Genomic DNA, 18,777 nt, shown 5'->3' with positions numbered 1-18,777 from the left:
TCGTTCCTCGTCTGGATGCACCACATGTTCCTGACGACCATCAACCTCGAGATCAAGACGCTGATGATGGCGACGACCATCGGGATCTCGTTACCGTTCGACCTGATGGTCTTCGCGCTGATCTACACGATGGTCAAGGGACGGGTACGGTTCACGACGCCGTTCCTGTTCAGCCTCGGCGCACTCGTGTTGTTCATCCTCGGCGGCATCACCGGGGTCTTCCTCGGCGCCGTCGTGCTGGACTACGAGTTCCGTGGCACCTACTGGGTCGTCGCCCACTTCCACTACGTGATGGTCTCCGGCGTGACGGCGTTGATCGCCGGCCTCTACTACTGGTGGCCAAAGATCTCGGGCAAGATGTACTCCGAGGCGCTGGGCAAACTCAACTTCGCAGTCTACTTCATCGGCTTCAACCTGCTGTACTTCCCGATGTTCCTCGCCTGGGAGACGCCGCGGCGCGTCTTCCACTTCAGTGAGGGGATGGAGATCTACCACCAGGTTGCGACCGTCGGGGCGTTCATCCTCGGCTTCTCGTTCGTGATCATGTTCGCGACGTTCGCTCACAGCTGGGTTGCAGGACCCCGCGCCCCCGAAAACCCGTGGGAGTTCTCCCGGACTGCCGAGTGGGCGATCCCGTCGCCACCACCGCTCGAGAACTGGGACGGTCGTCCCAGCTACGCCAGCGGCTCCCTCGAGTTCGTCGACGACTCGGCGGCCGCGACCGACGGCGGCGTTGTGCACGGACAGGAAACTGCCGCTGGCACGCACGCCGGCGATGAGGAGGAACACGCCGACCACGCGAGCATCTGGCCGCTCGGGATCGGTATCGGGACGTTCACGTTCTTCCTCGGACTGACCGGCCTCACGCCGTACATGGTCGACTTCGCCGAAGGGACCGACGTCCCACCCGAGGGGCTCACCGGCACGGGTGCCGAGCCGAACATCATGTACCCAGTGATCATCGCACTGGGGCTGGCGATCCTCGCCTACACGCTGTTCAACTTCGGCCGCGAACAGTTCGACGCGCCGACGATGGCCATCGCCGAGCGCTGGCCGTTCGAGGGCGTCGGTAACACGAAGTTCGGCGTCTGGGTGTTCCTCGCCTCCGACGTCGTCGTCTTCGGCGCCGCCATCGGGGCGTACATCTTCATGCGTCTGCACATGGGCTGGGGCGAGTGGACGACGGTTCCGTTCGCCTCCTGGCCCGGCCTGCTCAACACGTACGTCCTGCTCACCTCGAGTTTCACCGTCATCCTCGCGCTCGTGATGGCCGAACGCCAGAACAAGCAGGGGCTGCTCGCGACGCTCGGTGCGACGCTGCTGCTCGGATTGACCTTCATGGGCGTGAAGGCCTACGAGTACGGCGTGAAGTTCTCCGAGGGCGAGTACTGGTGGTACGGCATCGAGTACTCGATCTACTTCGTGACCACCGGCCTGCACGCGCTGCACGTGATCCTCGGCCTGCTGGTCGCGAGCTTCATGATCTACCGCGTCTGGTCCATCGACGCCTACCTCGAGGACCACCGGCCAGTGGAGTTCTTCGGCCTCTACTGGCACTTCGTCGACATCGTCTGGGTCTTCCTGTTCCCACTGTTCTACCTGATGTAGCGGCCTTCCGCTACACCGTTTCCGACGCGTTTCTTCTGGACTCGAGTCAGCCGGTGTGCTGCGCTCGTCGTCGCTGCCAGTACGTGAGACCACGGTGGCGAGTTGACGCTGACCACACCCTCGACGGATAGCACAGCCGCTGAACGGCTCGAGGTCGCCGCTGTACCAGTCGTCCGGCTCACCGACGGATGGTCGCCGATCGGCGAGCGAGACTGTGGACCGCTCGAGACGCTCCGCTCCGATTCGAGAGTCGCGTTCCATCCCGGGAGCGTCACACCGAACTGAACGCAAGGCGTGTCTGCACTGCAACTCTCCGTGCAGAACGACACGCGAGACACACCCGGTGTCGGAAGAGGTGAGGATCGACACGAGAGCTGCGGCCAGTATCGTCGGGTACCTCGAGGAGCCACCGCCGTACACGTCGAGAACCGCGTCGGGTCGAACCGTGCTGTCGACGTGCTGGTCCTCGAGGCAACGCTGGACACCGCGACGGCAATTTTCATCAGCAGGCACGATACTGACGACTGTGGGGCGAGTGTGATCCACGCAGGCTGACTAACGGATGAGTTCCGACTCGAGTGTGTTCTTCTCTCCCGGTTACCGTATCGCAGTTCTGGCGCTCGTCGAGCGCATGAGGAAGGTATAAGTGCTCCACACACACATTGCTCACCAATGGCCGACGTTCGCACGTACACTCTCATATACGTCGTACTGCTGGTGTTGGGTACCGGGAAGTTCGTGTTTTTCCAGTTCCCTGAAATCTTCCCGGAGACTGTCGCGATCGGCGGAACGATAATCTTGGCCGTGATCAAGTCGCTGCTGATCGCTGGCTTCTACCAGCACCTGATCGACGAACCACGCGCAATCTCGTACATGATGGCCGTCGCCGTGTTCATGGTCTTCCTGCTGACCATCGCGGCGGGCTACTCCATCCAGTAAGCTATCGATTTTTGCAGCGGCCGTTTTACGTGATTGGACGCCGTTCGACGAGTCCGAAGACTGATCCGACGAGGAGAGAGTGGAGTGAGTCCGAGTGGTCGCTGTCGGAGCCGTCGACTCGGCGTCGATGATACCGCGTATCGGCCGCCCGCCTTCTCCCGCGAGCAGAGTCTACGCCCGTCGAACCGCGCACGGAAATCGGGGGCTGTGATTCACAGTAGACGCCGGAGATCGGGGTGGTTTCGCCGATCGTGACCTGTTGGACGGCTCGGGTAGAGCCGTTCGAACCGTCCTCGCAGTTCACGACGAGTTCGTCGTCCCCTAACCGCCTTTGCTGGCGAGCGTCCGTTCAAACGAGAATCTCCAACGTATTCCTCGCAATCCTCGGGGTGCCGGATTCAGGGCGGATGCGCATCCATCCGGTGTCACCCCCGAACGATGCTTCGCAGGGGTGATCGATCCGCGCTCCGGCCCTGGGGACTCGGTGCTCGTGCGAGCTCAGTTCGAGAGCCACTCCTGACGACCGCGCGTCGGCGGTATCGACGCACTGCCCGTGAACCGGTGGTTCGAATCGAGGTCGATCGGTCTGGACGATGAACCGTCGACCGGAGTCGAAGTACTGTGGTCGTAGTCACGGGATCGGGAGACACCCTCACGGGCGGTGGCGCCGGTGGACCCGATCGAGACTGCTGTCCGGTCCGCAGTCCGGCGGTCGTCTGGCCGGAAGCGAAATCACTCCGTCGACCCCATCCGTCTGGGCCACCCCGTTCCGGTATCGGTTAGATCCGCAGATGCGCGGGTGGATCGGCGACCTCGAGTTGCTCGAGCAGCCCGAGTCTGTCTTCTTCGATCCAGATCTCCGCGATCTCGTCGTCCTCGACCCGGTAGATCGCTATCCCCGTCCACTCGATTTTTTGGCCCGTTGGTTCGATACCTTCGTACTCGTCCGTATGCGTCCCGCTGACCGTGTATCGGACCGTGACCATATCATCCTCGGCGATCATGGCATCGGTCGAGCCCGAGTAGTCGGGAAACACATCGAAGTGTGACTCGAGGAAGTCGAGGATGGCGTCCCGTCCGTGTAGTTCCTCGTGGATGCTGTGCTCGACGACATCCTCGGCGAGTAGCTCCGAAATCTCGTCTCGCTCTCGTTCGTTGAACGCGCGCAGGTATTGTCGAACGAGTTCCTTGTGTTCTTCTTCGTCGGACATTTTTCCCTCCGTCGGACGCTCCACTCGCCGTCTCTGCTCCTGACTGCACATCCGCTGGAGCGCTAGTCGTACCGTCGACAGCAGTTGTGTTAATCATTATCATGCCTCGTCGATTGCGGACGGGTCGAACTCGGTCGGAGCGAGACGGCTGTCACTAGCCGATAAAAAGAACGAAAAGGGGGTGAACCGCTCGTTATTCGCGCCCGAACATGTCGCGCATCATCGGGTGCATCTCCATCATCTGCTCCTCGGCGATCTCCTCGTACAGCTTGTACGTAATGGAGACCGCGAGCAGCAGGCCGGTCCCGGTAACGGCGCCGATGGTGCCGAGCATGTTCGCCCAGACGGCGAGTAGCCCGACGAGTGCGCCACCGATGACGGTCACCTGCGGGATGTACCGTTCCATGACCTTCTCGATGACGCCGACGTTCTGCCGGAAGCCGGGGATCTGCATCCCGGAGTTCTGGATCTGCTGGGCCGTCGCGTCCGGACCCATGTTGGTGGTTTCGACCCAGAAGATGGCGAAGATCGCACCGCCGATGACCATGAACGTCAGGTCGACGGAGATACGGATCAGCACCATCCAGGTCGCCTGGGCGACCTCACCGGTCCACCACATCCAGTCGGCTGGTGAGTAGATCGGCGCGGTGTAGTAGAAGAACCCGCTGACGGGTTCTCCCTGCGCGTTGTACTGTCCCAGCCAGGCGGGCATGCCGGCCCACGTTCGGTTCAGAATCTGCCCCATGAACTGAATGTTCGCCTGGAGCGCCCGGACGAGGATCATCGGCAGGACGCTCGCGTAGATGAGCTTCACGGGGAAGCGACCACGAGCACCCTTGACCCTGGCGTGACTGAGTGGAATCTCGACGCGTACCGACTCGGCGTAGACGACGATCCCGAAGATCAGAATCGTCGTCAACAGGGCGATGATGTGACCCTCGCCGAGCAGCAACGTGTTGAGACCGTCGCCGGCGACGAGCGAGCCGATCTCGACGTCACCGAAGATGATCCGGTACCAGTCGTAGAAGAATCCACCTTCGGCGGGCTGGATGAACCCGGTCACCAGTCGCTGGCTCACGCCGGCGATGATGAACAGGCCGATCCCGCTGCCGACCCCCCACTTGCTGACGACCTCGTCCATATAGAGGATGAGGACGCCGCCCAGGAAGATCTGGAGGAACATCAGCACCTGGACCTGCGTGCTATCGAAGGTGAACCCGCCGAGCGACAGCGACTGCTGGGCTGGGAGGAAGCCGCCGGCGAACACCATTGGGAGCGCGGTCAGCGCCGTCATCACGATAACGAGCAGTTTCTGCAGTCCCTGGTAGAGCACCTGGTCTCGCGGATCGTCCGTGTCGAGACCGAGGAGGTTTGCTCCGCCGAGTAACTGCATGACGATGCTTGCCGTGACGATGGGGCCGATACCGACCTGTACCAGCGAACCGTGCTCGCCCGCGAGGACCGCACGGAACTCGCCGAAGAGGTCGGTTGCGCCCTCGGCCTGCATGCCGAGCAGCGCGATGTTCGTCAGGAAGAAGTACAATACGAGGATGCCAGCCGTCCACGCCAGCTTCCGCTTGAAGGGGACGTGTCCTTCCGGACGGCGGACTGTCGGCATCCGCGTTAAGACCGGTTCAGCGGCTTCCTTCCATCCCATATGTTACTCCTCGTCCTGTTCGGCTTCGTCGGCTTCGTCGTCCGCTTCCTGGGCTCGCTCGGAGACGACCGCCTCGCCGCCGGCAGCCTCGATCTTCTCGCGAGCACTGTCGGAGAAGGCGTCCGCCGTGATCTCGAGTGAGTTGCGGACCTGACCGGAGCCGAGCACCTTCACGACGTCGACTTCGTGACCGTCTTCGACGATGTCACGGGCGTCGAGTCGGTAGCCGTCGTCGGTCTCTTCGGCTTCGTCCTCGGCAACGTAGAGGATCGCGTCCTCGTCGAGCTTCTGGACGTCGATCTCCGCGACGTTCTCGCGGATGTCCTGTGGTCGCTTGAAGCCGTGTTTGCCTTTCGGTTCGTAGTTGTGGAACTCGTGTTTGCTGCGGCCGGCGCGTCCGCGTCCGCCACGGTGGCCCGCTCCCCGTCGATTCTTGTGGGAGCCGCCACTGTGCGTCCGTGATCCGCGCTGGCGTCGTTTTTTGCTCGTCATTGTTATCGCATCGATTCTAACAGGTCGTTAATCTGCTCGGTTGTATGTTTTCCGAGTTGGCCGCCTTCCACGGTTGGCTTCTTGATGCCGTCGTGGCCGCCCCGGGGTGGGTGGAGACGAAGCGTCGGGGAGAGTCCCTCGTCGCGCAGCGTCGTCTCCTCGGCGAGCAGCGCCTCGGCGAGTTCGCCGAAGTCGTCGTACTCGGTGTTCTCGGCGAGCCACTCCTCGTCGACGTCAGCCTGTCGACCCTCGAGCGGTTCCGCGCGCTTCGCGAGGACGGTCTCGAGTACGTCGGCGTCCGGTTCGCCCATCGCGACGTAGTCGTTGACCTTGGCGACCATCCCGTTGTACGTGTCCGTCTCGGGGACGAGCGCACAGTGGTTGACGCTGTGGATGTTGAGCATCTCCAGGGTGTCCTGGATGTCCTGGTTGCGGTTGACTTCACCGCGGACCTGAACGACTGCCCTCATCACTCAGTCACCTCCGCTTCGTCGCGGCCGCTGCGACGACTCGGGTGGCGCGACTGCGACGCGTTCTCGAGTGCGTTGAACGTCGCCTTCGCGAGGTTGACCGTGGTTCGAGTGTTGCCGTGGCTCTTGGTCCAGGCGTTCTCGATGCCGGCCAGTTCGAGGACGGCGTGGACGGTGTCACTCGCGGCCAGCCCGAGCCCTTCGGGGGCCGGGATGAGTTCGACCTCGACGGAGCCGGCCTTGCCGGTCGTCCGTCGGGTCAGCGAGTGCGGACGGTCCGAACGGTCCTCCCACGAGCCGGAGCCGCGGGGCACTTTGATGATGTTCAGCTTCGCGATACCGATCGCCTTCTGGATGGCGGACCCGACCTGGTCGTCACGGCCTTCGGCGTAGCCGACGTAGCCGTTACGGTCGCCGACTGCGACGACACAGCGGAACTTGACACGTCGACCGGAGTCGGTCATCCGCTGGACCATGTTGATGTCCAGCACTTCGTCGTCCAGTCCGGGGAGGAGCTGGTCGACGATTTCGGGCTCCTTCAGCGGGAGGCCCGAGTTGAGGGCGGCCTCCATCGTATCGATGTCGCCCTCCTGGACCATCCGGCCGAGACGGGTGACGGGTTCCCATCCGCGGTCGTTGTAGTTGCTCATTCGAGAATCGCCTCTCGTACCTCGTCGAAGTGTTCTGGTAGTTCTGTTGCGTCGAACTCACCGCTGTACAGCGGCTCGTCGAGCTGTTCGGCGTAGTCGGCGATGTGTTCGCCGCGCGTCCGCTCCCAGTCTGCGAGCACGCTGTCGTTGTGCGGGATCTCGAGTCCGGCGTCGATCGCGCCCTCCTGAATCGCGAACACCTTGTTCCCGGGCGTTGCGGTGTTGAGACCGATGTCGAGGACCGCTTCCTCGAGACCGGCGTCGACCGCCCGTTTGCCGGCCAGCAGGCCGGTCAGGTAGGCCGCAGAGATGTTACTCGTGGGTGCTTCCCAGCCGTACTCCTCGAGATCGCTCGAGTGTGCGCTTGCGAGCGTCTGGTCTCCCTGAGGTCCGGGAGTGATCAGCTGCGCCGTAGTGTGCTTGTTGCTCTTGCGAGCGACGAGGCGGGGCTTTCCCGATTTCAGCAGGCGCAACCTCTGGTGGTAGTCCGTCCGGACCTCACGGCGACGCCGCATCGGTACTTTGTATCGTGGTCCTGTCGCCATTATTGGTCACCGTAGTTTTCGTCGATATAGTTCAACAGGTACTGGACGCTGCGGAACTCGCCACCGCCAGCCTTCTTGTAGAGCTGACGGTACTGCGTGGGCGTGATTTCGCCCTTGTCGCGGAGTTCGCGCAGCTTCCGTCGCTGTGCACGAATCTTGCTCTGCCACTGCTCTTTCTCGTTCTGGCGTGCGCCCTTCTTGCCCTTGCGTTTACCCTGGCCCTTGCGGTGTCCGTAGGCGCGCTTTGCGTTGCGCTCACGGGCACGGCCACGGGAGTTTCCGCGCGCGTCTTTGGCCTGAATACGGCCGTCGTCGACGAGTTCGCGGATTTCGTCACGGGTGATCGCTTCTGCGATCTCTCCCTGGGAGTCCGGGTCGATCCAGACGCGGTTCTTGCCGACGTCGAGGACGTCAGCAGCGAGTCGCTTCTGTGCCGAAAGATCAGTCATTGGATTCCACCTCGACTTCCTCGTAGGTCGGGTTCAGGACGCGAACGCCCTGGTCCTCGGCGACCTCTTCGATTCGTTCGCGCTTGCGTGCGCCGACCGAGGAGCCGATGCGGACCGCTTCGCGGTCGCCATCGACACCCTCGAGATCGTCGACGTTCTCGACGCGAACTTCTTCGAAGCCGCTGGGGTGTTTCCCACGAACGGATTCGGGGGTTCGGAAGCCGGCCTGAACCTTCGGGCCCTTGCCCTTGACGCCGCGGCGCTGCTTCGACAGCTGACCGCGCGGGCGGCGCCACGATTCGGGCGTTCGCTTCTTCTTGTGGTAGTCCTGACGGTTGAACTGCGGCTTGCCCTCCTGTTTGCGCCGGTTGAGCAGGCGCTCTTCCTCGTCGGAGAGCTCGGGCGTCTTCTCGGTCAGCCCGCGTGGCTGCAGTTCGGTCTCGACGTCTTCGTCAGGTTCTGGCTCTTCTTCTTCGGCGCCTTCGTCTTCGATCTCGGCTTCGGTCTCCTCGGAGACCTCGAGATCGCCGACGTCGGCCTTGATACGAGCGGCGAGTGCGTTCCCGACGCCGTCGGCCTCGGCCAGGTCGTCCTGGTCGGCCTCCTTGACGTCTTCGATCGTCTCGAAGCCGGCATCGCGGAGTGCATCTGCCTTGCTCGCACCAACGCCACTGATGTCCTCGAGTTCCTGCGGTTCGTCGTCTGCCATCTATCAGGCACCTCCTGTGGCGGGTTTCTCGGTGATGTAGACCCCGTCCTGGAAGACGCGGGTGTCCTTGCCGCGGACACGCGTCAGCTGCTCGATGTCGGCCGCCGTCTGTCCAACGTTTTCCTTGTTGGGGCCCGAAAGGACGAGCCGTTCGTCGTCGACGGAGACCTCGGTATCACCGTGGATAGTTGTACGTCGCGCTGCCTTTTCGCCGAGGAAGTTCTCGATGACGACCTCGTCGCCTTCCACGCGGACCTGCATCGGGAAGTGAGAGTAGAAGACTTCCATCTTGTACTCCCAGCCCTCGGTCACGCCGTGGAACGCGTTTCTGAGGTGGCTCTCGAAGGTGCCGACGGTCGCGTTCGTTTTCGCGTCCTCGGCGTCGCTTTCGATGACCACGTGGTCGTCTTCGGCCTCGACGGTCACGTCTGGGTACCAGAGACGCCGCGTAACGGTGCCTTCCGGTCCATCGACGGTCACGTCGAGATGGTCAACCTCGACAGATACGTTTTCGGGGATTTCCAGTTCGACTCGCATGATTAGTAGACGTATGCGATCACCTGGCCCCCAATACCCTTCTCGCGTGCCTCGTAGTGGCTCATGATGCCACTGCTCGTCGTGACGACGAGCGCGCCGAAGTCTCGAGCGGGGAGATATCGTTTCTCCCACTTCTCGAAGTCCTCGGCACCGACGGCGTAGCGGGGCTTGACGGGGCCACACTCGTTGATCGCTCCTTTCAGTTCGATTTCGAACTGACCGGCTTTACCGTTGTCGACGAACTCGAAGCCGTCGATGTACCCGCGGTCGTAAAAGACCTCGAGTACGCTGCCGATCTCGTTCGAGGCGGGCGTTACCTCATGGGTCAGATGTCCGACGCTCTCGGCGTTGTCGAGCCCCGAAAGCGCGTTACTGAGTGGATCGTTCCCGGTCATATTATCGATACTTCTTGAATCCCATGTCGCGGGCGATCTCGCGGAAGCACTGCCGACAGAGGTTGATGTCGTACTTGCCGACAAGCCCCTGTTTGCGGCCACAGCGCTGGCACTCCTCGATCTGGCCGGTACGCTTTGCCGCGTGCTCGCCCGTCTGTTCGTTTTCTACGTCGCTTTCACTCATCCGTGGACTCCTCCACGCTCACGTCGAAGTTCGCCTCGAGGAACGCGATGGCGTCCTCGGGGGTGAGTCGGTGCTTCGACGGGATCGAACGGGTGGCCTTGTCGCGCTTGGCGATCCGGTAACCTGGTCGCACCAGGTTGACGGTGACGTCCATTCCGTAGATCCCGACGTTCGGGTCGTACTCCTGGCTCGGGAACTCGGTGTGTTCCTCGACGCCGAAGCTGAAGTTGCCCGTGTTGTCGAACTGCTTGTCGGCGAGGTCCGCGAGCGGAAGTGACTTCTCGAGGAAGTCGTACGCGTCCTCGTCGCGAAGGGTGACCTTCGTACCGATCGGGTCGCCCTGGCGAATACCGAAGTCGGGTTCGGTCTTTTTCGCCTGCGTACGGACACTTTCCTGGCTCGTGACCTCCTCGATGATGTCCTCGGCCTTGCCGAGTTCGCGGCCACCGCGGCCGACGCCCATGTGGACGACGACTTTCTCGACGCGGGGTTCGCGCATCTCGTGGAACTCGTTCTCGGAGTCCGCTTCACTACTCATCATCATCACCCGCGAAGTTCTCGTCGATGACGACGACGTACTCCTCGACGGTCTCGAACTCTTCGTCGTCCGTTTCCACGGTGACGATGTTCGAGCCGCTGCCGGGGGTCACGTCGATCTCGGTCAGTTCGCCGATCTTTCCGCCGTGGTTACCACGGACGGCAGTGACGAGCGCACCCTCCTCGTAGGGGAAGTGCGCGACGACCGACTTGTCGTCGTTGTCGACGACGATCGAGTCGTTCGGGGTGTACTCACTCTCCTCGACGAGCACGTTCGTGCCGTCGTGAAGCGTCAGCTGAGTGTCGCCACCCGAGACCTGCTGTTTGCCCTCGATCTTGCCGAGGCGGCTTCCGGCGGATTCCTCGTCGATTTCGGTCAGCGCGAGCCGACCGCCTTCGTCGGGGAAGACCCGGTAGTACTCCTCGCGGCCGGGGAACGCGACGATGTCGAACATGCCGATCGGGCGCTGTTCGTCGTTGATCGGTTCCCCGTTGATGAGGATCGAGTCCTGCGAGAGGGCGTATCGTGCTTCCTTCTTCGAGTCCACGTAGCCGAGAACGTCCCGGAGGAGGACGACGAGCGGAACGCCATCCTTTCCGTGCGGGCCGGCACCGGCTTTGACCGTGAAGACCTCGGTCTTCCGTTCGACCGGCCAGGACTTCGGTACGGACAGTCGTTTCTGGTGCTTCGTCATTCGCTATCACCTTCGTCTTCTGCATCGTCTTCGAGGCGTGCCTCGCGACGCTCGTCTTCGAGGGTGAGTTCCGTGATTCGGACGTTCGACGGGTCGAGCGGTCGCGGCACCTCTTCGCCGTCGGCCGTCTCGACCGTCACGTCTTCGACGTGGATCGTGCCGTCCTCGAGGATCGCGCGAAGGACCTCCCCTTCGCTGCCGGCGGCGTCGCCGCGCATGACCTCGACGGTGTCACCCGCGTTGACGCGGGTGCGGCGCGTGTCGTACTCCTCACGGAGTTCCTCGGAGAGCGTCGCGTGAAGCTGCTTCTGTCGCTTGTGCAGCGGCGCACGCTCCGTCTGGATTCGCTGTTTGTGTGGTTGCTTGCTCATTGTCTATACGATCATCGTTGCGGTGGACGCGATTGCTCCGAAGCGCTCTGCGACCTCACGAGCGATCGGCCCCTTGATTTCCGTCCCGCGGGGCTCTTCGTTCTCGTCGATGATGACCGCCGCGTTGTCCTCGAACTTCAGCCGGGTGCCGTCCGGTCGGCGGACCGATTTCCGCTGACGGACGACGACGGCCTCGAGAACCTGACGGCGCATCTCGGGGGTACCCTTCGTGACCGAGACGGTCACTTTGTCACCGAGTCCCGCCTTCGGCTGGCGGTTCTTGGTGCCGTGGTAGCCCGCGACGCTGATGATCTTCAGCTCGCGTGCGCCGGTGTTGTCGGCACACGTGACGAGCGAGCCCTTCTTGAGGCCCTGCGTGACGTCAGCTTTCATCGCCTCCATCACTGATCACCCTCCGTTGCTTCGGGTTCGGCGCCTTCGGTGACGTCGCCAGTCGAAAGCTCCCGCTCAGGCTCGGCCTGTCGGGTCAGCTCGGCGATGTCCTCCGCAGTCGCTTCTTCGGTTACTTCGACAACCACGTGCGATTTGGTCTTCGACAGTGGTCGGGTCTCTGCGATCTTGACCGTGTCACCGACCGAGAGCGGCTCGAGCACGCCCGGCACGTGAGCCGGGATGCGCGAGCGTCGCTTCATCTGGCGGTCGTACTTCGGAACCGCCACATCGTACTCTCGTTCGACGACTACGGTCTTGTCCATGTCCGTCGAGACGATGGTCCCCTCGAGGATCTGACCTCGGACGGAGAGCTCGCCGTAGAACGGACACTTCTCGTAGTCGTATTCCTCCGGGTTTGCTGGTTCCGGAGGGGTTTCAACGTCTAGTCCTATTGCCATGGTGAGTCACCATTCGTTTCCGTGCGTCGGGCGGGTCGTGAGAGCAGTCGCGAGCCATCGACCGTAACGTAGGCCACGCCCTCGCCAGCGCAGTCCGCGTCGAAGGGACCTTCTCCCTCCGAGGCGGGTTTAGCGTCGGCCAGTTTGGACGCGGTCCCCGACTCCTTTTCGGAGTCGGCGGCGTCATCTGTGATCGCGAACTCGAACGTCGAGCCCGATTTTGGTACCATGACGACCCGAGACTCGCCGTCGTGTCGAATCTCTATCGAGAGCGTGTTCGTCGTCTCGATGACGACGCGGCCCTCGAGGCCAACCCGCGAGGCGTCGTCACTCTCGACGACGCGGACGGGGAGTCCGTTGAGTTCGTGTCGCGGCAGTGTCTCGGGTGTCAGTGGCATTCGTGTTACTCCTCGTCCTCGAAGTCGCCCTCTTCGCCCTGGATCGTCTTGATCCGGGCGATGGTGCGACCGAGCTCACCGATGCGGCCCGGGTTCTCCGGGGCACCACCGGCTGCGAGGACGGACTTCTGGTTCAGCAGTTCGGTCTCGAGTTCCTCGAGTTCCTCCTGCCGTTCGGCGGCCGTCATGTCGCGGATCTCTTCGACGTGGAGGATCGCCATCAGGCGTCACCTCCCTCGTCTTCGTCCGCTTCGTCGACATCCTCGTCGTCCATCTCGGCGACGAGCTCTTCGGCTTCGGCCTCGACGTCCTCTTCGAGTTCGTCGAGGTCCTCCTCGATCGGCGATTCGTCGGGGATGTCGACGTCTTCGTCGTCGGCGTCGACCTCCGCTTCGATGACCTCCTCGACGACGTCCTCGTCGAGGTCGGCCTCCTCGCCGGGTTCGACGGCTTCGTCAGCCGCAGCCTCGGCGCCTTCGTCGGCCGCTTCGGCCTCCTCGGGTTCGCCCTCGAGCAGCTCCTCGACACCCTCGGCCTCGTTGGCCTCGACGGCGTCGGGGACGAGCTCTTCGGGATCCATGTCTTCGTGGACGGCGAAGTCGTCGGGCAGTTCGGCTCCCGGCGGAATGATCTTGACGTCGACACCGATCGTGCCGAGCTTCATGACCGCAACGCCCTGGCCGTGGTCGACGACCTCTTCGGCGGGTTCGCCGTTGTGCTTGATGTAGCCACGGTTGAACTTCTCGACGCGCGATCGGGCGCCCGTGACCTTCCCGGAGAGGACGATCTCGGCGCCGAGTGCGCCCGAGTCCATGATCCGGTCGATCGTCGTGTGGCCGGCCTTCCGGAAGTACCAACCGCGCTCGAGTGCGTTCGCGAGGCGGTCGGCGACGATCCGTGCGTTGAGGTCAGGTTCGTCGACCTCCTGCACGTCGATCTGTGGGTCCTCGAGGTTGAACTTCTCCTCGAGAGCCGTCGTAACCTTCCGGATGTTCTCGCCACCTTTGCCGATGACCATCCCCGGCTTCTCGGCCTTGAGAACGATCTGGGTGCCCATCGGCGTCTTGGCGACGTCCATACCACCGTAGCCTGCACGACCGAGCTCTTCTTCGAAGAACTCGTCGATCTGTGACCGCTGCAGGCCGTTTTCGATGAACTGGTGTTCGTCAGCCATTAGTTATCACCCTCCGTTTCGTCCTCGTCGGGCTCCGCGACGATGATCTCGACGTCGACCTCCGGCGTGTTCCAGGCGGACGCACGCCCCATCGCGCGGGGTTTCCGTCCGACGGACTCGCCGACCTTGTGGGCCGCGACGTGGACGATCTCCATCGTCGCGCCGTCGAAACCCTGGTGGTCTGCGTTCGACTCGACGTTCTCGAGGAGGTCGAGGAATTCGCCCGAGACCTTCTCGGGGTACTTGCCGGCGTCCCAGCCTTCGACGTCCGAGCGGTGACCCGCACCGGAGTTGTGGGACTTGAACGGTACCGACTGTACTTCGTCGATTACGTCCTGAAGGTACGCCCGGGCGTCCGCAACCGTTCGGCCCTTGATCTCGCGGGCGACCTCCTTGCTGTGCTTGTGGCTCATGTGACGCTCCCGAAGCATCGCTTTCGCCGTGGAGTCCGGGTCGGCGTCGACTGAGTAGTTGATTCCCATACGATGATCACTTCAGTGGGACGAACTTCGAGGATCGAGTCGCGCCGATCCCGGCCTGTCCGTGTTCGACGGACGTGCGGGTCAGCTGGAACTCGCCGAGATAGTGTCCGATCATCTCGGGTTCGACGCGAACGCGCTCGAAGGACTGACCGTTGTAAACCTCGAAGGTCAGACCGACGAACTCGGGCACGATCGGCATGTCACGCAGGTGCGTGCGGATCGGCGCGTTTGCGGTCTCTTCCTCGCCTTTCTCGCGGGCTTTCTCGAGTAGCTTCTGCTTCTCGACGGACAGTCCGCGTTTGATACTTCGCCGCTTGCGAGCGGGCAGCAGTTCTGCGACCTCGTCGAGCTCCAGATCCTGCAGCTCCTCGAGCGTGTGGCCGCGGTAAGTGAACTCACCTTCACGGCCGGTTCGGTACTCCTGACTCATTTGTTTCCACCTCGGCCGGTACGGCGCGAGGAGATGTCACCAACCTTCCGTCCCGGCGGGGCATCCCGCGAGACGGACTTTGGTTTGCCGGGGTGCTGTCGGCCGCCGCCACCGAACGGGTGGTCGACGGCGTTCATCGCGACACCACGGACGCGAGGCCACTTGGTGCCCCGTGCCTTCATCTTGTGATACTTGTTCCCTGCCTTGACCATCGGCTTCTCCGTGCGACCGCCACCGGCGACGACGCCGATGGTGGCTCGACACTGCGGATCGAGGCGCTTGACCTCGCCACTGGGAAGCTGAATGACCGCAGCGTTGCGGTCGTGGGTGATCAGGTCCGCGTTGACACCCGAGGCTCGGGCGAATCGACCGCCGTCGCCAGGGTTGGATTCGACGTTACAGACCGGAACCCCTTCCGGAATCTCCGCGAGGGGCATCGTGTTACCCGGCTTGATCTCCGCACTGACGCCGACCTGGATCTCTTCGCCGACCGTGATCCCTTCGGGCGCCAGCACGAGTCGCTGGTCGCCGTCTTCGAACTCGATGGCCGCGACTGGCGCCGAGCGGGCGGGGTCGTGCTCGATGTCGACGACCGTCCCGCGGACGACGTCGTTGTCTTCCTCTTTCTTGTGGTCGAGCTGCGCTTTGTAGCGATGGGAGGGGGCACGGAACGTCGACGTCCCGCGACCGCGTCGTTGTCCTTGAATGCGTCGTCCCATTCTTAGAACACCCCAATTCGCGAGGCGACTTCCTGGGCGTCGTTATCCTCGGACAGCTTGACGATTGCCTTCTTTTTGCCCTTCATCGTTACCTGAGTGTTGATGTCGGTAACCGAGACGTCGAAGCTCGTTTCGACGTCGTCGCGAATCTCGGGTTTGGTGGCGTCGGGGTTGACGACGAACTGGAGCTTGTTCTCGAAGTCCATGTCGTTCATCGCCTTCTCCGTGACCAGCGGGTGTTCGATGACGGAACTCATCGGTCAGCCACCTCCTCGAGTGCGCTTTCGGTCCAGACGGTCAGTCGACCGGGCTGGGCGCCCGGCGCGAGGTCTTCCGCGTTGACCTCCGCAGCCGTCGTAACGTCTACGCCGGCGAGATTCCGGGCCGCACGGGACGGACCGTTCTCGCTCGAGGTGACGAAGAGGATCGACGTGGGCGTCTTGTACTTCCGGCCACGGCCTTTCCCCTGACCCGAACGGACGCTCCGACCCTCGTCGGCTCGTTCGACGTCGTCCGCGAGACCAGCGGCCTCGAGGAACTCGACGACTTCCTTCGTCTTCTGGAGGTCTTCGAACTCGTCGGAGACGACGACCGGAATTTCGGCGTCGTCGTCGAACGCGTGACCGCGCTCGGCGACGAGTTCGGCGTCGGTCGTCGCAGCGATGGCGCTGCGAACGGCCAGTTTCTTCTCTTTCGTGTTGATCGATTCAGACCAGTCCTTCTCGGCTTTCGGCGGGTGGGCCTTCCGTCCCGAGACGGCCTGGGGAACGCGGCGAGCGCGTCCGTTCTGCCGGGGGACGTGGGCCATACCTCGGCCGCTGCCGAACGATTCGGCCGGCGTGCGCTTGCCGGCGAACTCGTCGGCGCCGTAGTCCTGTTTTCGGTTTGCCTGAGCGACGCGGACGGCGCGGGCGATCAGATCCGGGCGGTACTGGGTATCGAAGACCGCCGGGAGCTCGACCGAGCCCGCGTCCGAGCCGTTCAGGTCGCGTACTGTTGCTTCCATATACTATCAGCCCTGATTGGATGCGGTGGAGACGAACCGAACCTCGGGATCGAGGCGCGGCTGGTCTCCGGGTCGGATCGCCGGGCGGAAGCGCACGAGGCGCTTGTTCGGCCCGGGGAGCGAGCCCTTGATCAACGCGTGCGGTCCGTCGACTTCGCCGTAGTTGACGAAGCCGCCGTCGACCGTCGCGTCTGCGCCGTCGCCGATATCGACGAGGCGCTTGTTCAGTTCAGTCCGCTGGTGGTAGCCGGTCTGGCCCTGCTGGGGGACCGTCGAGCGGACGCGTGATGGGTTCCAGGGACCGAGGTTCCCGATGCGGCGGCGCCAGCCTTGCCGGGCGTGTTTGCCCTTGCGTTTCTGGACGCCCCATCGCTTGACGGGACCCTGGGTACCTTTTCCTTTCGTAACGCCGCTCGCGTCGACGTACTCGCCCGCGCGGAACATGTCGTTCATAACGTGTTCCCCGCCCTCGGCGATCAGGTCGAGCGCGAACTCGACGCGGTCCTCGATCGAGCCGCCGCCGACGCGCGTCTCCATCACGTCCGGTTTCTTCTTCGGAACCGACTGAACGGATCCGGGAACCGTGTGCGTGATGACGCGAACGTCGTCGATGCGGCCCTCTTCGAGGAGGGTGCGGAGCTCGTCCGCAGCCGCGTCGGTGTCGTAGTCGTCACCGGGTAGGTCCAGAACGCGATCGAGTTCGGGAACGAACTCGTCGGTCCAGACCTCGGTGATCGGCTTCTTTCCATACGGCGTGTCTTCGTACGCACGCAGAGCGACGGCGCGCATTGGCGGCGTCTCCACGATCGTTACTGGGACGGTCTCTTCCATCCCTTCGGTCGGCGAGTTCGCTTTGTCGTCGACCATAACGACGTGGGTCATGCCGGCCTTGTAGCCCGCGAAGCCCTGGAGCGTCGGCTGTCCGTCGTCGTCCGGCCACGAACTAAAGCGCGGAACCTCCGAAGAGGCGCGCTGTCGTGGGCCGAACCCGAGTGAGCCTTTGCGTGGTGCGTTTGGTTGTGGCATTCTATCACTCTCTGAGTGAGAGGGGAGCGAGGGAGGCGAACAGAGCTTCTTCCGTTCGCACGACCTCGCTTCCCTGGTCCGGAACCGTATTCAGCCAGAGGTCGAACCCCGGATCGGCTGTGGGTTCGACTCCGTCACCGTCGTCGCCGTCCCAACGGGACAGGGCGTCGACAGTGTCCTCGTCCATTCCGAGGATGTCCGGCAGCCCTCTCTCGGGCGCCCCGAACGCGACGGTCATCCCGTCGCGTTCGCGCCGTCCGGCCAGCGTCTCGAGCCGCCCGACGGTGAGTTCTGCACCGAATCGGGAGGCTGCGATACGAACGCCGGCGTCCTCACGGCCGAGCGCTGCCTGCAGGTCCGTCCGCTCGATCGAGAGCCCCGGAAGGGGCACGTCTTCGAGCTTCGCCCGGACCGGTCGTCGCGAAGAGATCCTGACGGTCACGCGCTCCCCCTCCTCGACCTCCATTTTCGGAGGTACGTTGAGGGAGATCGGGTGTTGCAAGCCGCAATTGACCCGGACGCGCCCTTCAGGTCCGACCTCGGTCACGATTCCTTGTCTTGACGACCCCGAACCGTCTGATTCGGAGCCGGTCTGTGACATGGCGCGGAGCGGCGGCAAGATGCCCGCGTACTCCAGTTCGTCCCGCATTCCCCATGCCTCGTTGCGGAGGTACGGGGGCGTTGCGGCGTACCGTAAGACGGTTTCGACGAACCCGCCGTCGAATCGCCCGCGTTCGCCTTCCCCATCGGGGTAGACGACGAGGCGGTCTGCCCGAAAGATCGTCGCCGCGCGGGCGACGTATCCGAGTTTGCGAGTTGCCTCGCGTTTGTCCTCGGCTTCTCGGGTGAGCGACGATGGCACGAGTACGCTGACGGTCATGCCGTGACGCTTCGGCGCCGCGTCACTAGACTGTAGCGATATTTTGCCGACAAGGTCTTAAAAGGGTAGCGGATTCGATCCCGGCTGTGAACGGCTCACAGGTGAGAATTCGACACATACAGGTCCTCGAAAGTCAGTGTCATGACTACTAACGTGTTTTGCCGCGGCGCTCGCGCGTGCACGTGAGAACCATCTTGACCATGAGCGGCTCACTGTGTGGTACGGCGACTCGAGACACATTCGGGTCGATTCGCAATCCTTATACAGCTACCAGAGATAGGTGAAAGTGCAACAGGGCGCTGGTAGTGTAGTGGTATCACGTGACCTTGCCATGGTCACAACCTGGGTTCAAATCCCAGCCA

The 18,777-nt window shown here is 63.1% G+C and carries 29 protein-coding genes; 3 read left to right on the top strand and 26 right to left on the bottom strand.

Annotated features, from left to right (window positions below; genetic code table 11):
- From CV102_RS25270 to CV102_RS25260, 3 genes are all read left to right on the top strand, one after another.
- Positions 1–1,608, top strand: a 1,608-nt coding sequence (locus CV102_RS25270) for a cbb3-type cytochrome c oxidase subunit I (protein WP_187433114.1), incomplete at its 5' end; no start/stop codon positions are given.
- A gap of 102 nt (positions 1,609–1,710) precedes the next feature.
- On the top strand, positions 1,711–1,893 hold the full coding sequence (locus CV102_RS25265) for a hypothetical protein (RefSeq protein ID WP_148860769.1): 183 nt from the start codon (positions 1,711–1,713) through the stop codon (positions 1,891–1,893).
- A 387-nt stretch (positions 1,894–2,280) separates the two neighbouring features.
- The gene (locus tag CV102_RS25260) at positions 2,281–2,547 is read left to right on the top strand and encodes a cytochrome C oxidase subunit IV family protein (RefSeq protein ID WP_148860768.1); all 267 of its coding nucleotides are present in this window, start codon (positions 2,281–2,283) and stop codon (positions 2,545–2,547) included.
- A 779-nt stretch (positions 2,548–3,326) separates the two neighbouring features.
- Here CV102_RS25260 and CV102_RS25255 read toward each other — a convergent pair.
- The 26 genes from CV102_RS25255 to CV102_RS25130 form a co-directional block, all read right to left on the bottom strand.
- Positions 3,327–3,758 (bottom strand): ester cyclase, encoded by a 432-nt coding sequence (locus CV102_RS25255; protein ID WP_148860767.1) that lies wholly within the window; start codon positions 3,756–3,758, stop codon positions 3,327–3,329.
- Between the two features lie 193 nt (positions 3,759–3,951).
- Positions 3,952–5,415 (bottom strand): preprotein translocase subunit SecY, encoded by a 1,464-nt coding sequence (secY, locus tag CV102_RS25250; protein ID WP_148860766.1) that lies wholly within the window; start codon positions 5,413–5,415, stop codon positions 3,952–3,954.
- A 3-nt stretch (positions 5,416–5,418) separates the two neighbouring features.
- Positions 5,419–5,907 carry an uL15m family ribosomal protein gene (locus tag CV102_RS25245; RefSeq protein ID WP_148860765.1) on the bottom strand — a complete coding sequence of 163 codons (489 nt, stop codon included), beginning with the start codon at positions 5,905–5,907 and terminating at the stop codon, positions 5,419–5,421.
- Between the two features lie 2 nt (positions 5,908–5,909).
- Positions 5,910–6,377 carry a 50S ribosomal protein L30 gene (gene rpmD, locus CV102_RS25240; protein ID WP_148860764.1) on the bottom strand — a complete coding sequence of 156 codons (468 nt, stop codon included), beginning with the start codon at positions 6,375–6,377 and terminating at the stop codon, positions 5,910–5,912.
- The gene (locus tag CV102_RS25235; protein WP_148860763.1) at positions 6,377–7,027 is read right to left on the bottom strand and encodes a 30S ribosomal protein S5; all 651 of its coding nucleotides are present in this window, start codon (positions 7,025–7,027) and stop codon (positions 6,377–6,379) included. Before CV102_RS25235 ends, rpmD begins: the two co-directional genes overlap by 1 nt.
- On the bottom strand, positions 7,024–7,572 hold the full coding sequence (locus CV102_RS25230; protein WP_148860762.1) for a 50S ribosomal protein L18: 549 nt from the start codon (positions 7,570–7,572) through the stop codon (positions 7,024–7,026). The genes CV102_RS25235 and CV102_RS25230 overlap by 4 nt, the downstream gene beginning before the upstream one ends.
- The gene (locus tag CV102_RS25225; protein WP_148860761.1) at positions 7,572–8,021 is read right to left on the bottom strand and encodes a 50S ribosomal protein L19e; all 450 of its coding nucleotides are present in this window, start codon (positions 8,019–8,021) and stop codon (positions 7,572–7,574) included. The genes CV102_RS25230 and CV102_RS25225 overlap by 1 nt, the downstream gene beginning before the upstream one ends.
- Entirely contained in the window at positions 8,014–8,730 is a 717-nt protein-coding gene (locus tag CV102_RS25220; protein WP_148860760.1) for a 50S ribosomal protein L32e, read from the bottom strand. The genes CV102_RS25225 and CV102_RS25220 overlap by 8 nt, the downstream gene beginning before the upstream one ends.
- 3 nt (positions 8,731–8,733) lie before the next feature.
- On the bottom strand, positions 8,734–9,267 hold the full coding sequence (locus CV102_RS25215; protein ID WP_148860759.1) for a 50S ribosomal protein L6: 534 nt from the start codon (positions 9,265–9,267) through the stop codon (positions 8,734–8,736).
- Positions 9,268–9,269: 2 nt separating this feature from the next.
- Positions 9,270–9,662, bottom strand: coding sequence for a 30S ribosomal protein S8 (locus CV102_RS25210; protein WP_148860758.1), 393 nt, complete (start codon positions 9,660–9,662; stop codon positions 9,270–9,272).
- 1 nt (position 9,663) lies between these two features.
- Positions 9,664–9,846: a 30S ribosomal protein S14 gene (locus tag CV102_RS25205; protein ID WP_148860757.1), complete on the bottom strand. Its 183-nt coding sequence runs from the start codon at positions 9,844–9,846 to the stop codon at positions 9,664–9,666.
- Positions 9,839–10,384 carry a 50S ribosomal protein L5 gene (locus CV102_RS25200; RefSeq protein WP_148860756.1) on the bottom strand — a complete coding sequence of 182 codons (546 nt, stop codon included), beginning with the start codon at positions 10,382–10,384 and terminating at the stop codon, positions 9,839–9,841. Before CV102_RS25200 ends, CV102_RS25205 begins: the two co-directional genes overlap by 8 nt.
- The gene (locus tag CV102_RS25195; protein ID WP_148860755.1) at positions 10,377–11,078 is read right to left on the bottom strand and encodes a 30S ribosomal protein S4e; all 702 of its coding nucleotides are present in this window, start codon (positions 11,076–11,078) and stop codon (positions 10,377–10,379) included. The genes CV102_RS25200 and CV102_RS25195 overlap by 8 nt, the downstream gene beginning before the upstream one ends.
- Positions 11,075–11,449, bottom strand: coding sequence for a 50S ribosomal protein L24 (gene rplX, locus CV102_RS25190; RefSeq protein WP_148860754.1), 375 nt, complete (start codon positions 11,447–11,449; stop codon positions 11,075–11,077). The genes CV102_RS25195 and rplX overlap by 4 nt, the downstream gene beginning before the upstream one ends.
- 3 nt (positions 11,450–11,452) lie before the next feature.
- A complete protein-coding gene (locus CV102_RS25185) occupies positions 11,453–11,851 on the bottom strand; it encodes a 50S ribosomal protein L14 (RefSeq protein ID WP_148860753.1) in 399 nt (132 codons plus the stop codon).
- Complete coding sequence (locus CV102_RS25180; RefSeq protein WP_148860752.1) at positions 11,851–12,300, bottom strand: 30S ribosomal protein S17; 450 nt, start codon at positions 12,298–12,300, stop codon at positions 11,851–11,853. The genes CV102_RS25185 and CV102_RS25180 overlap by 1 nt, the downstream gene beginning before the upstream one ends.
- Positions 12,291–12,698, bottom strand: a complete 408-nt coding sequence (locus tag CV102_RS25175) for a ribonuclease P protein component 1 (protein ID WP_148860751.1) — start codon at positions 12,696–12,698, stop codon at positions 12,291–12,293. Before CV102_RS25175 ends, CV102_RS25180 begins: the two co-directional genes overlap by 10 nt.
- A gap of 5 nt (positions 12,699–12,703) precedes the next feature.
- A complete protein-coding gene (gene rpmC, locus CV102_RS25170) occupies positions 12,704–12,919 on the bottom strand; it encodes a 50S ribosomal protein L29 (protein ID WP_148860750.1) in 216 nt (71 codons plus the stop codon).
- Positions 12,919–13,872 (bottom strand): 30S ribosomal protein S3, encoded by a 954-nt coding sequence (locus CV102_RS25165; RefSeq protein ID WP_148860749.1) that lies wholly within the window; start codon positions 13,870–13,872, stop codon positions 12,919–12,921. Before CV102_RS25165 ends, rpmC begins: the two co-directional genes overlap by 1 nt.
- Positions 13,872–14,354, bottom strand: a complete 483-nt coding sequence (locus tag CV102_RS25160) for a 50S ribosomal protein L22 (RefSeq protein ID WP_148860748.1) — start codon at positions 14,352–14,354, stop codon at positions 13,872–13,874. Before CV102_RS25160 ends, CV102_RS25165 begins: the two co-directional genes overlap by 1 nt.
- 7 nt (positions 14,355–14,361) lie before the next feature.
- A complete protein-coding gene (locus tag CV102_RS25155) occupies positions 14,362–14,784 on the bottom strand; it encodes a 30S ribosomal protein S19 (RefSeq protein WP_148860747.1) in 423 nt (140 codons plus the stop codon).
- Positions 14,781–15,503 carry a 50S ribosomal protein L2 gene (locus tag CV102_RS25150; protein WP_148860746.1) on the bottom strand — a complete coding sequence of 241 codons (723 nt, stop codon included), beginning with the start codon at positions 15,501–15,503 and terminating at the stop codon, positions 14,781–14,783. The genes CV102_RS25155 and CV102_RS25150 overlap by 4 nt, the downstream gene beginning before the upstream one ends.
- Positions 15,504–15,505: 2 nt before the next feature.
- Entirely contained in the window at positions 15,506–15,760 is a 255-nt protein-coding gene (locus CV102_RS25145; RefSeq protein WP_148860745.1) for a 50S ribosomal protein L23, read from the bottom strand.
- Positions 15,757–16,509: a 50S ribosomal protein L4 gene (gene rpl4p, locus CV102_RS25140; protein WP_148860744.1), complete on the bottom strand. Its 753-nt coding sequence runs from the start codon at positions 16,507–16,509 to the stop codon at positions 15,757–15,759. The genes CV102_RS25145 and rpl4p overlap by 4 nt, the downstream gene beginning before the upstream one ends.
- Before the next feature lie 6 nt (positions 16,510–16,515).
- Positions 16,516–17,535: a 50S ribosomal protein L3 gene (locus tag CV102_RS25135; RefSeq protein ID WP_148860743.1), complete on the bottom strand. Its 1,020-nt coding sequence runs from the start codon at positions 17,533–17,535 to the stop codon at positions 16,516–16,518.
- Positions 17,536–17,539: 4 nt separating this feature from the next.
- The gene (locus CV102_RS25130) at positions 17,540–18,415 is read right to left on the bottom strand and encodes a putative RNA uridine N3 methyltransferase (RefSeq protein ID WP_148860742.1); all 876 of its coding nucleotides are present in this window, start codon (positions 18,413–18,415) and stop codon (positions 17,540–17,542) included.
- Positions 18,416–18,777: the final 362 nt, after the last annotated feature.

This window comes from Natronococcus pandeyae, from assembly GCF_008122205.1.
Lineage (GTDB): Archaea > Halobacteriota > Halobacteria > Halobacteriales > Natrialbaceae > Natronococcus > Natronococcus pandeyae.
This window is presented reverse-complemented; position numbering and strand designations above follow the sequence as displayed.